Genomic DNA, 14,769 nt, shown 5'->3' on the forward strand with positions numbered 1-14,769 from the left:
GACCACATTACTATGCACCCCGTTCTCACAGAGAACACGCTTCCTCCATAGTTCAGTCGGTAGAACGGCGGACTGTTAATCCGTATGTCGCTGGTTCAAGTCCAGCTGGAGGAGCCATATTTAAGAGCCCGCTCACTGAGCGGGCTTTTTCGTTTCTGCCATCCGGTAATTTCTGTCTGCCTGTTTTTATTTTTCATGACTGACTGATTTACAGACAGAAATTATGCTTTTTGCTGTTATTTCCTGCAAAGTGATCACAAACAAAGCAAACGATTCAAAAAGTCATTTTTCATTTTGACAAACCTGTCCCGCCGCACTACTATGCACCCCGCGTTGAAGATGTTCCTCCATAGTTCAGTCGGTAGAACGGCGGACTGTTAATCCGTATGTCGCTGGTTCGAGTCCAGCTGGAGGAGCCAACGTTTACCTCTCCTGTTTATTTCTCTGTTTTATCCGCAGTATCCCGTATCAGACCCGGAACATATAATGCGTGCCGTCCGGCAGTTCAACATCAATATTCAGTTTTCCGCCGATGGCATCCACATAGCGTCTCAGCGTGGATAATTTGACATCACGCCCCGGTTTTTCCATCCCTGCGACTGTCGGCTGTTTTATTCCCAGTGCCTGCGCCATTTCCACCTGTGTTTTCTTCACTTTCTCCCGCAGCTCCGCCAGATGGATATTCAGCAGGATCTCATCCGCCTGAACCCGTGCAGCAGCCGCGACTTCCGGCTTTTCCTCAGCCAGCAGTTGTCTGAGTGACTTTCCCATTGTTAACTCCTGTTTTCCGGCCTGTTCAGCCATTCTGTATACTCACGGTCAGCCTGCGGGATCATCTGCATATAAAAACGTTTTTCTTTGCCGGTTTTATACCCCGCGCACAGCAAGACGCCTCTTCTCTCAGGGTCGAATGCAAAAAATGCCCGTATCGGTTGTCCCCTGCTCTGTATACGAAGCTCTTTCATATTCGTATACCGGGAACCTTTTACAGTATCCGCATACGGCCTTGGTAAGCCGGGTCCCCGCTTCTCCAATACCAGCATCGCTGCCAGTATTGCTGCGCGATCTCCGTCATCCTGCTCAGCAAACCACACTGTAAAATTATCTGTTGTGACTATCTTCCACACGTTATGTCCTTATAATATAGATCAGATGCTATATAGGTGCAAAGCAATAGTGCGGATTTTACAACAGGTCATTACGACAACCGACCCGTAATGCCGGTAACCCGGACAAACATTCAGAAACCCCCTGCCCGTTTCTGCAACAGAGCTACCGTTTCTCCGCCGGTAACGCAAAAGCGCAAATTAACATGGTATTTACCGGCGAATCGTTCTATCATTCTTTTCCGGCTTATGGCACCCGCCATCAGGTTATCCTTTACTTATTTCGGAGCCGGTTCAATGACTCATCCTGTTACTTCCCTGAAAATCCGCCGCCCTGACGACTGGCATATCCATTTCCGTGATGGTGCGATGCTCGGCACTGTTGTGCCTTTCACCAGTGAATTTTTCGGGCGCGCCATTGTGATGCCTAACCTGGTTCCGCCGGTCACCACCACCGATGCCGCCATTGCGTACCGCGAACGCATTCTGGCCGCCGTACCGCAGGGGCACAGTTTCACCCCGCTGATGACCTGCTATCTGACCGATAACACAGACCCGGCTGAGATTGAACGCGGTTTCCGCGAAGGTGTGTTTACCGCCTGTAAACTGTATCCGGCGAATGCGACCACCAACTCCGCACATGGCGTGTCAGATATCCGCAATATTTATCCGGTGCTGGAGATGATGTCCCGCAATGGTATGCCGCTGCTGGTACACGGTGAAGTGACACACGCCGATATTGATATTTTCGACCGCGAAGCCCGTTTTATTGATGATGTGATGATCCCGCTGCGCCGTGATTTCCCGGCACTGAAAGTGGTGTTCGAGCATATCACCACCAAAGAAGCTGCTCAGTATGTGCTGGACGGGGATGATAATGTCGCCGCCACACTGACACCGCAGCATCTGATGTTTAACCGCAACCATATGCTGGTCGGCGGTGTGCGTCCGCATCTGTTCTGTCTGCCGATCCTGAAACGTAATGTGCATCAGGAAGCACTGCGTCAGGCAGTTGCAGGCGGCTGCAAACGGTTCTTCCTCGGCACGGACAGCGCCCCGCATGCCCGTCACCGCAAAGAGTCCTCCTGCGGCTGTGCCGGGGTGTTCAATGCCCCGACTGCGCTGGCCGCCTATGCCACGGTATTTGAGGAGCTGAACGCGCTGGAGCACTTTGAGGCATTCTGTTCACTGAACGGCCCTGCGTTTTATGGTCTGCCGGTCAATGACGGCTTTATCGAATTAACCCGTCAGGAAGTCATCACCCCGGAAACCATTAACGGTACAGAGGATATTTTAGTGCCTTTCCTGGCCGGAACTGATGCCCGCTGGGATGTTAAAATCTGTCGTTAAGCAAAATAAACCAGGTATAAACACTCAGACTTTTAGTGCAATAAGGTAAAAACCATCTTATTGCACTACTATTATGTTCAGAGAAGGCGTTTTTGCCGTTTTTTGCATAATAAAAGTCTGATCCCCCCTTTTTACTTTGCAAAAAGACCTTATACTGATATCACCCGTTGTTAACGGGACGTTAGCTCTTAGTCAGAGATACTTAACCATCTTGCCGTATGATTAGGAGGTTCCATGAACGATAAAAAAGCCGTGATCCAGACTCATCCGGTTATCGGATGGGATATCAGTACCGTCGACAGTTACGACGCCATGATGCTGCGCCTGCATTATCTGCAGGATCAGTCCCAGTCTCCCGAACATGCAGAAGTGGATAAAACTATGTGGCTGACGACTGATGTCGCCCGCCAGTTGATTGACATACTTCAGGCCGGTATCGATAAAATTGAATCCGGTGAATATTATAATCAGTCAGACAATATCAGACACTGACACGCAAAGACTGCACAAGAGGGACACCATTTGGTGTCCTTTGTGTTTTCTGCGGTAAAAAAAGACCACCCGGAGGTGGTCAGAGGTATTGCATTACGACTTATTATAATTGTCAGATGATGGGTTGAGGCAGGCAGTGTTATCAGGCTGCGGAAATCCGTTCCACTTTCGCCGGCAGTCCCTGCCGCACAGACGCTCCGGTTACCCAGTCCAGCCAGGTGTTAGCCACCTGACGGGTCGGGTCAGCAAAGCCGAGGTCGTTGATATTAATGCCGGATGCGATGCGTTTATCCATCGCCAGCGCTTCGCCGTCAAGATAGTGCTGACGCGCACCCATTTCGTGATGTCCGTAACCGTGTTCAATCGCCACCACACCCGGCATCACACCGGTCAGCAGGCTGATCTGCGCTTCGACACTGCCGCCCGGCGTGGTGATACGTACCAGATCCCCGTGCTGCACACCGAACTTCTCGCCGTCCGCCGGGTTGATCGCCACCAGGTTTGACGGTTTCACATGGTGCAGACGCTCAATCATGGTGGTTGAACTGCTCATCACATGGGATTTAAAGGACATCAGTTTCAGCGGCCAGCTTTCCGCCGGATAGACGCGGTCAATATCGCTGCCGTCAGACAGGCGCGGCGGATAATAGGCCGGACACCCGCTGAAACGCTCGCCGGTGATGGCATGACGGTTCTGTGCCACTTCCGCGTTCCAGATCTGCAGCGGCTGTTTCCACTGCGGCCCGGTTTTATCCCCGTCCCAGCCTTTTTCATACGGCGCAAAACGGCCGCCGCGGCTGAAGAGATAAGCAACACGGCTGATTTCCTCTGCTTTCAGTACCTGCTGCATGACAGGCATAATGCGATCCACCCCGGACAGACGGATATCTGCCTCTTTGGCTTCCGGCCCCGGTTTTTCACCCATAAAGGCAGTATTGGCAGCCACACGCAGATAGTAATCCTCCGCCGTATTCAGCGGATAAGTGTTACCGTCATTATCCGCGATAGCATTATCACCGAATCCCGGCAGATTCAGGGCTTTTGCCACTGCAATACAGAAGGATTCCATCGCTACCGGCTGACCATCCGCTGTTTTTGCCACACGCGGCGCAACAACCGGCCAGCGGGCGGTGGTGGCTTTGGTCTGCACACCGGACCACGGCGCACTGAATCCCCAGCTTTCAAAGTTGTGGGTATCCGGCACAATGTAATCTGCCAGCGCGGTGGTTTCATTCATAAAGGCATCGATACCGATAATCAGCGGCAGATGCGCCGGGTCTTTCAGTTTCTCTTCCATCACCTGACGGATCCCCGCAATACCGTACAGCGGGTTGGTCATATTGGTGATCCAGGCTTTCAGCTTGTGCGGATACCCTTCCAGTGCAGAGCCGAGCTGCTCGGTCAGCTGACCGGCTGCCAGCGGATACCACGGTGCTTTGGCCGGATACGGGTTCTGACCGGCAGAAACCTTGTTTTTGTATTCATCGGATTTTTCATAGACCGACTTACTGCGCGCCAGGTTCATGCCTTTCGGCTTCACTTTGCCCGGGAAGCTGTCCATTTTGTAGCACGGCCCGTCATTGGCACCGTTAAACTTGCCGCCGCCGACAGACACACCGCCTTTCAGGTTCATGTTACCGATCAGCGCATTGAGCATGATCACCGCCCAGGCGTTATAGAATCCGTTACCGGACATCATCCCGCCGTGCGAAATGACCGCCGCCTGACGGCCGTATGAGGTCAGTGTTTTCGCCAGTGCGGCAATCGTTTCTTCCGGCACACCGCAGCGGGCGCTGTATTCTGCCGGGGTAAAACGTTGTGCGGACTCTTTCAGCAGCAGGAAACTGCTCTTCAGATTCACCGTGGTGCCGTCTGCCAGCGTGACCGGTTGACTGACTTCAAGTACCGCACGGTCACAATTGTCCGCCGGAACCAGCTCACCCTGCTCTGTCAGCACCATATACACAGGCTCTTCGGATGTTTGTCCGCTCAGGGCTTCGGCTGTCAGATGCTGACCGGCCAGCGGATGTGTATCATCAGTGATCACGAGATGCGTGGCGTTTGTCCGGCTGCTCTCACCGACACGCTTCATGGAGGCTTCCCCCGGAACGGCGAGATACTCCGCGTTATAGCGGTTATTCTCAATCATCCAGCGGATCATCCCCATGACCAGCGCGGAATCGGTACCCGGTGTGATTGGGATCCAGTGTCCGTGATCATTGGCAAGTGTGGTGGTCAGCGGCAGTGCCGGAGAAACCACTGCATAGTTAAAGCTGTCGCGGATCCGTGCATTAGCCAGCTGACGCCCCTGGCGTTTGAACGGGTTACCGGACTGTGCCGGAGAGGTGCCGAGGAAGAGGGCAAACTTCACATAATCCCAGTCCGGTTTGACGTGGGCGTTTTTATCCAGATCGTTCATCAGCGCACCGGAACCGGCGCGGTAGGCCAGTCCGCAGTACGAGCCGTGCGCACCGAAGTTTTTGCTGCCGAAGGCATTCTGGGCAAAACGGCGGATAAAGGTATCACGCCCGTCATCCCCGGCGTTGGTCACCAGTAACTGGTTTGCCACCGGGCCGAGAGCAGGCTGTGCCGGGTCAATCAGCGTATCGAGGTCGCGGATAGCACGCAGCCCGTCCACATGACCTTCGCCGAACAGATCACCGCCTTCCGTCACTTCTTTAATCAGCTGTTCAAAACTGATGCGCTGCCATTTGCCTTCGCCGCGTTTACCGGCGCGTTTCATCGGCTCCAGAATACGCAGCGGGCTGTGCAGCCCTTCCATCAGTGTTGCGCCACGGGCACAGGCGGTGGAACGTCCTTCCAGGCCGCTTTCACCGCCCATATTTTTCAGGGCTTCCGCCAGCGGCGTGTTATAGGCGATATGGTGGTCGTGAGAGAGCGGATGATACGGGTTACCGGCAATGCGGATCACCTGATTGGTTTCGCGGTCAACACGGGCACGGATCCCGCACTGGGTCCAGCAGCCGAAGCACTGGGTCATCGATACCGCCTGTGCGTTTTCCGCCTGCCAGCCTTTCAGGGCATTCCCTTCCGGGATCAGCGAGTTACCGTTAATGCGGTGCAGAGTCACTTTACCGGAAGTACCGTTCATCAGCCCGTCGACGGCGCGTTTCGCCACATCGCGGTAACTGTAACCGAACGCTGCCAGTCCGCCGATCGCCAAACCTGCTTTTAACCACTGACGTCTTGTTGACTTAGCCATGTTGTACACCCCCGTCCTGCGCGACTTTCTGTTGATTCTGTACTTTGTTATTAACCCAGCGGATACCTTCACGGAATATAATCACCAGAGCTATCCATAAACCAATTGTGCCGATAATGGCCTGAATACCATCCGTGCCCATCGGCAGGCTGTACGGATTGTGCATGACATTGTATTTCGGCAGAGTCTGTACCTGCATCAGCAGCAGCCAGCGCAACGACCAGGTCAGGAACAGTGTCAGCAGCGTATGAACGGTGATATACGCTACTGAGCCGCGCCGGGTCAGCAGACGGACGGCCAGCACCATCAGGGCAATCCACAGAACTATTTCACCCATCGCCAGAGTCCACCCGGTTGTGCCGAAACGGAGCTGTGCGCGGATAGCGGCACCGGAAATGGTGTCACCGGCGATCCAGAAGCCCATGCATACCGCCAGCAGCAGTAACGAAACCACCTGCAAGCGCGCCAGTTGCACCTGATATTGCGGCTCACGGCGGGCACCCAGCAGCATCAGGGCAGGTAGTGCCTGTAATGCACTGAAAAAGAGCAGCACCGGGATCCAGTAACTGAACCAGATCGGATGCGCACGCACCACAGACACCTCACGGCCGGTATACAGCAGCAGTCCGATGGCAAATGCAGCACTGCCGAGTGCCACCCAGCGGGTCAGTTTGAATTGCTTGTGCCAGATTTTGTCCGCCACCAGCGCCAGGAAATAGAGACCGATACAGCCGGTAAATACAGGCAGGAACAGAGCACCCCACGGCATCCACGACCACGGCGTCGGATAAGCATAGAAATGCCAGACACGGGCGGTCTGATGCAGATCCGCTGTCAGTGCCATCGGCGCGGCGATCCCGAGGGTGATGCTGATAAAGACCGCGAGCATCTCGAGGCGGGCATCCCGTTTGTCTCCCCGCCAGCGCTGCCAGCAGGCGTACAGGGCTGCACAGGCGGCGATCCCTATCATAAAGAAGTATTGCACCGCCCACGGCAGCCAGGTGATTTCCTGCGGCCGGGCCAGCACTTCCTGAATTAACATTGTTTGTTCAGTCATCAGTGGATCTCCTGCCATAATGCGGGCTGTCCGCGGTTTTCCAGCGGATGAACGAAAACCTCATCCAGTCCCAGATAGAACACCTGCGGCAGTGTGCCATTTTCCGGTTTCAGCACTTTAATCGCGGCTTCATGCTCTCTGAGCATTTTGCTGATGGTGCCGGACGGATCTTTCAGGTCACCGATAATACGTGCGCCGCCGACACAGGATTCCACACAGGCCGGTAACAGCCCCGCTTCCAGACGGTGGGCACAGAAGGTGCATTTATCTGCGGTCTGTGTGCTGTGGTTAATAAAGCGGGCATCGTACGGACAGGCCTGCACACAATAGGCACAGCCGACACAACGGGTGTTATCCACCACCACAATACCGTCTTCGCGCTGGAAAGTGGCCTGCACCGGACATACCGGTACACACGGCGGGTTATCACAATGGTTGCACAGACGCGGGAGAAGTACGTTGGTGGTCGCCTCTTCATTGCGGATCTGAATCTGATACTGGCTGACACTGGTGCGGAACTGCCCCTGCGGGCTCTGGTTTTCAACAGAACAGCTGACGGTACAGGACTGACAGCCGACACAGCGGCGTAAATCAATCAGCATACCGTAGCGCTTTGACGGGTCGCCTTCACGGCGGGTCGGCGAAAAATGCAGGCCTGCCTCCGCCATCGGAACCAGGGCCGTACCTGCTGTCAGGACGCCCAGGTTTTGCAGAAATTTTCGTTTGCCAAGATCCATACTGCTCTCCGGTGTATTTGGAACTTCATTGCCCGTCGTATTCGAACTCAACCAAAAAGGAATAAACATGTTGTTGAGTAAAGGGATATGTCATTATGGGGATTGTAAAAATTACCGGAGACTCCCCCTATTGTGGTTAACCACATAACGGGGAATACATTGATCTAAAACAACAGATTTTTCTCTGAAAACAGACACAGGACGCACTACCCGGGGACACATACAGATGGCCGCACGCACATGTTTGCTGACCGCACTGTTATTTTTCACCTCTTTTTCATTTGCCGCACAGTGGACTATCGGTGTGCTGGCACTGCGGGGGGATGCGCCGACACGTCATTACTGGGAGCCGCTGACAGAGCAGCTCAACCGCGCCCTGCCCGGCGAACACTTCACCCTGCTGCCGCTGACACTGGATCAGATGCGGGAAGCGCTGCACAATAACGAGATTCAGTTTGTCCTCACCAATCCGGCGCAGTTTATCCAGCTGGACAGCAACTTTCCCCTGCGCTGGCTGGTCTCCCTGCGTTCGGCTTATGAGCCGGATAACGCCACCCGCAATGTGATCGGCAGTGTGCTGCTGGTGCGCAAAGAGAGCCCTTATCAGACCCCGGCGGATCTGACCGGTAAAAAAGTCGGGGCGGTCGCGCCGGATGCCTTCGGCGGCTATTTATTAGGCTATAAAGCATTGCGTGATGCGGGTATCGACCCGCCGCGTGATTACCATCTTCAATTCTCGGGTTTTCCGGCCGATGCCCTGCTTTATCTGCTGCGGGATAAGGCGATTTCCGGTGCGATTGTCCCGGCCTGCCTGATTGAATCCATGGATAAAGAGGGACTCATTCACCAGGATGATTTCCGGCCGCTGATCCGGCATGACAGCACCATTCCCTGCTGGACCAGCAGCGAATTATACCCGAACTGGTCATTTGCGGCGGGCAGCGGTGTGCCGGACGAACTGGCGGATGAAGTCACCCGGGTGCTGCTTAACAGCCACGGCGAAAAAACCATGCGCTGGGGTGCGCCGTCATCCACCCGCCAGGTGGAAAATCTGCTGAGGGAGGTCAATCAGCACCCGCAGCAGCGTCAGTTCTGGCAGGAAATTATCAGCTGGAGCCGGAAAAACAGCTGGCTGTTAGGCTCGGTTGCTCTGGTTTTTCTGCTTCTCGGTATCAATCATGTGTGGATTGCTTTCCGGGTACGCCGCCGCACCCGCCAGCTGGAAGCCGCTCATTCACAGTTACAGCGCCAGCAGCAGGATCTGGAAAAAGCCCGGCAACTGAGTGTGCTCGGGGAGATGGCCTCCGGTTTTGCACATGAGCTGAATCAGCCGCTGTCCGCTATCCGTCATTACGCCCGGGGCTCGCAAATCCGGCTGGAGCGGGAAGATCCCGCGCATCCCCTGCTGCCGGTCATGTCGCAGATTGACAGCCAGGCCGAACGCGGTGCCAGTATTATCCGCAACCTGCGGCTGTGGGCGGGAAACAGCCCGTCCTCTCCGGAAGGCGCGCCTGTGCCGCAGAATGTGGCGGCGGTACCGGAACTGGTCTGGAAACTGCTGCGGGTTGCGGAACGATATCCTTCTGCGGTTTTATATAACACGGTCGCCCATGATGCCGTATTACATTTACCGCCGGCACTGCTGGATCAGGTGCTTTCCAACCTGTTCAGTAACAGTTTGCAGGCCGGGGCGGACTGCATCCGTGTGATGCATCACCACACCCCCGGCGGACAGATTCTGGCGGTGCAGGATAACGGCGGCGGGATGGATGAAACGCAGCTGACACAACCTTTTGCCCCGTTCCGCTCCACCAGGTCCGAAGGACTCGGGCTCGGGCTGGTGATCTGCCAGCGCCTGATGCGCAGCCAGGGTGGTGATATTCATATGGAAAATTGTTCCGGCCCGGACGAACAGCCCGGCTTATGTGTTACCCTTATCTTCAGTGAACCGACAAAGGAATCCCCATGCCCGTGATCCACCTGGTTGATGATGATGTTGCTGTGACACAGGCGTGTCAGTTTTTGCTGGAGAGCCTCGGTTATGAGGTGTGTGTCTGGAATGACAGCCGGACATTTATTGCACAGGCACCGCTGCACACTTACGGTATTGTGTTACTGGATATGCGCATGCCGCATTTTGACGGCTGCCGTGTGCATCAGATCCTTCAGGAGCGGCACAGCACGCTGGCGGTGATATTCCTGACCGGCCACGGCGACCTGCCGATGGCGGTTGAACAGATGAAACTCGGTGCGGTGGATTTTCTGCAGAAACCGGTGGCCACACAACCATTGCAGGCAGCACTGACCCGCGCCGCCGCGGTAACCGGCAAAGCCGTGGCCTGTGCCCGAATCCGTGACCGTTTTCAGACTCTGACGCCGAAAGAGCGTCAGATCGCCGGTTTTGTCGCACAAGGACTGATGAACCGGGAAATCGCGGATATCGCCCATGTCGCGGTAAGAACGGTCGAAGTGCACCGCGCCAAAGTGATGGAAAAAATGGCGGCGGGCAGCCTCGCGGAGCTGGTCACGCAGCTCAACAGCATTACGGACGCTGAAAACAGCACCGCAGAGCACTAACATCTGCAACCGATACCACGTATAATTTAGTGTTATATCATTTACATGAACCCGCATCTGCTGATGCTTTAAACAATAACGATGTCTGACTATGATTACAGCTCCTGAATTTCAACGCTCGTTTCTGCATCCCCGCTACTGGCTGACCTGGCTTGGCCTGGGTGTACTGTATGTGCTGGTGTTGCTGCCGTATCCGGTGATTTACCGGCTGGGCACCCGTCTGGGTCGTCTGTCCATGCGTTTTCTCAAACGCCGCGCGGAGATTGCTGACCGCAATCTGCAGTTGTGCTTTCCGGATATGCCGGAAGAAAAGCGCAAAGCGATGGTGGTGGCAAATTTTGAATCCGTCGGCATGGGGCTGTTTGAAACCGGCATGGCCTGGTTCTGGCCGGACTGGCGGGTAAAACGCTGGTTTAAGGTGGAAGGCCGCGAACATATTCAGAAAGTACAGGCATCCGGACAAGGTATTATCGTGATAGGCATCCATTTCCTGACCCTGGAACTGGGCGCACGGATTTTCGGTATGCTCAATCCAGGCATCGGGGTTTACCGTCCGAACGATAACCCGGTGATGGACTGGATGCAGACCACCGGCCGCCTGCGTTCCAACAAATCCATGCTTGACCGCAAGGATGTCAAAGGGATGATCCGCGCCCTGCGTGACGGACAGATTTTGTGGTATGCACCGGATCACGACTACGGCCCGCGCAAAAGTGTGTTCGCCCCGCTGTTTGCCGTGGAGAAAGCCGCCACCACCACCGGTACTTCTATTCTGGTCAAAGCCGGTCGTGCAGCACTGATCCCGTTCACACCGCGGCGCCTGCCGGACGGAAAAGGCTATGAACTGCTGATCCAGCCGCCTGCGGACGGTTTTCCGGAAGATGATGATGTGGCTGCCGCAACCTTTATGAACCATGTTGTGGAAAAAGAAATTTTACGCGCCCCGGAGCAGTATATGTGGCTGCACCGGCGCTTCAAAACACGGCCGGAAGGCGAACCGTCCCTCTATCATGACCGGGATAAAGTCCATTAAAAAAGGAATTAAATTACTACCCTGATGCAGAACAAAGCCCCTAACCGTAACTGGAAACGAAATCTTTATGTTGTGTGGTTCGGCTGTTTTCTGACCGGCGCCGCCTTCAGCCTGATCATGCCCTTTCTGCCGCTCTATGTGGAAGAGCTCGGGGTGACAGACCATGAGGAACTCAATCTGTGGACGGGGGCGGCATTCAGCATTACCTTCCTGTTTTCCGCCATCGCTGCCCCTTTCTGGGGCAAACTCTCTGACCGCAAAGGCCGTAAGCTGATGCTGCTGCGCTCCGCGCTCGGTATGGCGATTGTCATGCTGCTGATGGGCTTTGCACAGAATGTCTGGCAGTTGCTGTTTCTGCGCGCTCTGCTCGGGCTGCTGGGCGGCTTTGTGCCGAATGCGAATGCCCTGATTGCCACCCAGGTACCGGTCAAACGCACCGGCTGGGCGCTGGGCACGCTGTCCACCGGCGCTGTCAGTGGCGCACTTATCGGCCCGCTTATCGGCGGTTTTCTGGCGGATCACACCGGGTTGCGTCCTGTCTTCTATATCACCGCCAGCGTGCTGTTTATCTGCTTTTTCGTGACACTGTTTTTTGTCCGCGAAAACTTCACGCCGGTGTCACGCAAAGATGCCCTCAACACAAAGCAGGTTTTTGCAGCAATAAAAAATCCGCGCCTGGTAATCTGCCTGTTTTTCACCACCATGTGTATTCAGATTGCGGCAGGCTCGGTCAGCCCGGTTATCACCCTGTATATCCGCGAGCTGGGCGGACATACTGAAAACCTGGCGTTTATCAGCGGGTTAATTGCCTCTGTGCCGGGGCTGGCCGCGCTGATCAGCGCCCCGCGCCTCGGAAAACTGAGTGACCGGATAGGGCCGGATAAGGTACTGATCGCCATGCTGGCAGTGTCTGTGTTTGTTATTCTGCCGATGGCCTGGGTCACCCATTACTGGCAGCTGGGTGCCCTGCGTTTTCTGCTCGGCGCCGTCAATGCCGCTCTGCTGCCCGCCGTCCAGACCCTGATTATTTATCATATCACCCATGAAATTGCCGGACGGATTTTCAGCTATAACCAGGCACTGCGCGACGCCGGTAATGTTACAGGACCGTTAATGGGCGCCTGGGTGGCTGCGCATTTCGGCTTCGCATCTGTCTTTTATTTCACCGCTGCGGTTGTACTGTTTAATCTGTTTTATTCGTGGTGGTGCATAAAATCGCAGAGCGCCCCGAAAATTAAACCGGCCGATATCGGGTAGATATCGCCGGTTTTCATCCGGTTACTTTTCGCTGTCAGCAATTTGTTACTGAAATTTCATCTTTCCGTTATGAGTCAACTTTAACTGGTTGATTTAAAATAATTTTGCAAATATACGCAAGCCTCATAATCCACATCTTCTGTCAATAGACCTCATCACATTTTGTATAAATAAGTCTTGTGAAATGAGATTTTTGTCGACATTTCATCTAAAAAATGGTTTATAAAATAGAAAACGTGCTTTAAGTGAATACGATTCACGATAAGTGTGTTAATAATACTTTAATAAGACAGGATGTTTATTGATACACAAAAGTATCATTTTGTTAACAGGAACTGTTTATCCTTACCATTTTCAGGCTTATTCTCCGGAATAAACCTTTGGGAAATTACAGATGCAATCAACAACAAACAAAAAACGTACTTTCTTCGGGCACCCTTACCCGCTCAGCTCGCTGTTCTTTACCGAGATGTGGGAACGCTTCTCCTTCTACGGTATCCGTCCGTTACTGATCCTGTTTATGGCAGCCACCGTCTATGAAGGCGGGATGGATATTCCGCGTGAACAGGCTTCCGCTATCGTCGGTATTTTTGCCGGTGCGATTTACCTGACCTCCCTGCCGGGCGGCTGGCTGGCGGATAACTGGCTCGGGCAGCGCATGGCGGTCTGGTACGGCTCAATCATTATTGCACTCGGTCACCTCTCGATTGCCCTGTCGGCAATCTGGTCACCAAAGCTGTTCTTTGTCGGTCTGCTGTTTATCGTTATCGGTACAGGGTTATTTAAAACCTGTGTGACGGTCATGGTCGGTACGCTGTACAAACAGGACGATACACGCCGTGACGGCGGTTTTTCCCTGTTCTACATGGGGATTAACATGGGCTCCTTTATCGCGCCTCTGGCGACCGGCTGGTTAGTCCCTAACTTCGGCTGGCACTGGGGCTTCGGTATCGGTGGTCTGGGGATGTTAGTGGCCCTGCTGGTGTTCCGCTTCTACGCGGTACCGCTGATGCGTCAGTATGACGGTGAAGTGGGTCTGGATTCCAGCTGGGATCGCCCGACTGTCGCGCGCAAAAATGTCGGTAAGTGGGTTGGCCTGGCGGCTGCGGTTATCGCTGCTGTCACTGTCCTGATCGCCTCCGGCGTTATCCCGTTCAACCCGATGCTGGTTGCCACCAACATGGTTTACCTCATCTCCGGGATGGTTATTCTCTACTTCATCTACCTGTTTGTGTTTGCCGGTCTGGAAAGCAGTGAACGCATCCGGTTATTTGTCTGTTTTATTCTGTTAGTCACCGCCGCCCTGTTCTGGTCTGCGTTTGAACAGAAACCAACATCATTCAACCTGTTTGCGAAGGATTACACTGACCGTAACCTGTTCGGTTTTGAAATCCCGACCGTCTGGTTCCAGTCCATCAACGCCCTGTTTATCATCCTGCTGGCTCCGGTGTTCAGTTGGTTATGGCCGGCCCTGGCACGCCGTAACATGAACCTGAGCAGTATCACCAAGTTTATGTTCGGTGTCCTGTTCGCTGCGGGTGGCTTTGCAGTGATGATGATGGCATCCGAGCGCGTGATTGAAACCAGCGCCGGTGTCTCACCGATGTGGCTGACCTTCAGTATTCTGCTGCTGACCCTGGGTGAACTGTGCTTAAGCCCGATTGGTCTTGCGACCATGACACTGCTGGCGCCGATGAAAATGCGCGGCCAGGTGATGGGTCTGTGGTTCTGTGCCAGTGCGCTGGGTAACCTTGCAGCCGGTATCATGGGCGGTAATGTCCGTCCGGATCAGCTGATGAACCTGCCGGGCTTCTTCTCACACGTTTCTGTTGCCCTGCTTATCTGTGCCGCAGTGCTGTGTGTGCTGATTGTGCCGGTACGCAAAATGCTGCAAAGCGCAGACAACAAATCTGCCTGATTGAAATAATGTACAAAAG

Annotated in this window: 12 protein-coding genes and 2 tRNA genes; 9 read left to right on the forward strand and 5 right to left on the reverse strand. The window is 54.3% G+C overall.

What is annotated here, in order from left to right:
* Positions 1–41 precede the first annotated feature (41 nt).
* Both ACSBQN_RS09155 and ACSBQN_RS09160 read left to right on the forward strand, forming a co-directional pair.
* Positions 42–117 (forward strand) — tRNA-Asn (locus ACSBQN_RS09155).
* Between the two features lie 226 nt (positions 118–343).
* Positions 344–419 (forward strand) — tRNA-Asn (locus ACSBQN_RS09160).
* 49 nt (positions 420–468) lie between these two features.
* Here the strand turns inward: ACSBQN_RS09160 and ACSBQN_RS09165 are convergent.
* Positions 469–771, reverse strand: coding sequence for a helix-turn-helix domain-containing protein (locus ACSBQN_RS09165; RefSeq protein WP_004236876.1), 303 nt, complete (start codon positions 769–771; stop codon positions 469–471).
* Between the two features lie 2 nt (positions 772–773).
* Entirely contained in the window at positions 774–1,127 is a 354-nt protein-coding gene (locus ACSBQN_RS09170) for a type II toxin-antitoxin system RelE/ParE family toxin (protein ID WP_024473887.1), read from the reverse strand.
* Positions 1,128–1,403: 276 nt separating this feature from the next.
* Between ACSBQN_RS09170 and pyrC the strand changes: the two genes are divergently transcribed.
* Both pyrC and bssS read left to right on the forward strand, forming a co-directional pair.
* The gene (gene pyrC / locus ACSBQN_RS09175) at positions 1,404–2,456 is read left to right on the forward strand and encodes a dihydroorotase (protein WP_152695961.1); all 1,053 of its coding nucleotides are present in this window, start codon (positions 1,404–1,406) and stop codon (positions 2,454–2,456) included.
* A gap of 234 nt (positions 2,457–2,690) precedes the next feature.
* Positions 2,691–2,948: a biofilm formation regulator BssS gene (gene bssS, locus ACSBQN_RS09180; RefSeq protein WP_024473889.1), complete on the forward strand. Its 258-nt coding sequence runs from the start codon at positions 2,691–2,693 to the stop codon at positions 2,946–2,948.
* 142 nt (positions 2,949–3,090) lie between these two features.
* On the opposite strand, the gene ttrA is transcribed toward bssS, so the two are convergent.
* The 3 genes from ttrA to ttrB are packed head-to-tail and all read right to left on the reverse strand — an operon-like array spanning position 3,091 to position 7,965.
* Positions 3,091–6,171 (reverse strand): tetrathionate reductase subunit TtrA, encoded by a 3,081-nt coding sequence (gene ttrA, locus ACSBQN_RS09185; RefSeq protein WP_024473890.1) that lies wholly within the window; start codon positions 6,169–6,171, stop codon positions 3,091–3,093.
* Positions 6,164–7,228, reverse strand: a complete 1,065-nt coding sequence (ttrC, locus tag ACSBQN_RS09190) for a tetrathionate reductase subunit TtrC (RefSeq protein WP_024473891.1) — start codon at positions 7,226–7,228, stop codon at positions 6,164–6,166. Before ttrC ends, ttrA begins: the two co-directional genes overlap by 8 nt.
* Positions 7,228–7,965, reverse strand: a complete 738-nt coding sequence (ttrB, locus tag ACSBQN_RS09195) for a tetrathionate reductase subunit TtrB (RefSeq protein ID WP_024473892.1) — start codon at positions 7,963–7,965, stop codon at positions 7,228–7,230. Before ttrB ends, ttrC begins: the two co-directional genes overlap by 1 nt.
* A 226-nt stretch (positions 7,966–8,191) precedes the next feature.
* Between ttrB and ttrS the strand changes: the two genes are divergently transcribed.
* From ttrS to ACSBQN_RS09220, 5 genes are all read left to right on the forward strand, one after another.
* Positions 8,192–9,940: a tetrathionate respiration histidine kinase TtrS gene (gene ttrS / locus ACSBQN_RS09200; protein WP_354632828.1), complete on the forward strand. Its 1,749-nt coding sequence runs from the start codon at positions 8,192–8,194 to the stop codon at positions 9,938–9,940.
* Complete coding sequence (gene ttrR, locus ACSBQN_RS09205) at positions 9,931–10,542, forward strand: tetrathionate respiration response regulator TtrR (protein WP_004236885.1); 612 nt, start codon at positions 9,931–9,933, stop codon at positions 10,540–10,542. The genes ttrS and ttrR overlap by 10 nt, the downstream gene beginning before the upstream one ends.
* Before the next feature lie 91 nt (positions 10,543–10,633).
* Positions 10,634–11,575: a Kdo(2)-lipid IV(A) acyltransferase gene (locus tag ACSBQN_RS09210; RefSeq protein WP_004236886.1), complete on the forward strand. Its 942-nt coding sequence runs from the start codon at positions 10,634–10,636 to the stop codon at positions 11,573–11,575.
* Positions 11,576–11,599: 24 nt separating this feature from the next.
* Positions 11,600–12,832: a multidrug efflux MFS transporter MdtG gene (mdtG, locus tag ACSBQN_RS09215; protein ID WP_024473894.1), complete on the forward strand. Its 1,233-nt coding sequence runs from the start codon at positions 11,600–11,602 to the stop codon at positions 12,830–12,832.
* Between the two features lie 394 nt (positions 12,833–13,226).
* Complete coding sequence (locus tag ACSBQN_RS09220; RefSeq protein WP_024473895.1) at positions 13,227–14,750, forward strand: peptide MFS transporter; 1,524 nt, start codon at positions 13,227–13,229, stop codon at positions 14,748–14,750.
* Positions 14,751–14,769 lie beyond the last annotated feature (19 nt).

The organism is Morganella sp. B601, from assembly GCF_051172335.1.
In the GTDB taxonomy this organism is placed as follows: domain Bacteria; phylum Pseudomonadota; class Gammaproteobacteria; order Enterobacterales; family Enterobacteriaceae; genus Morganella; species Morganella morganii.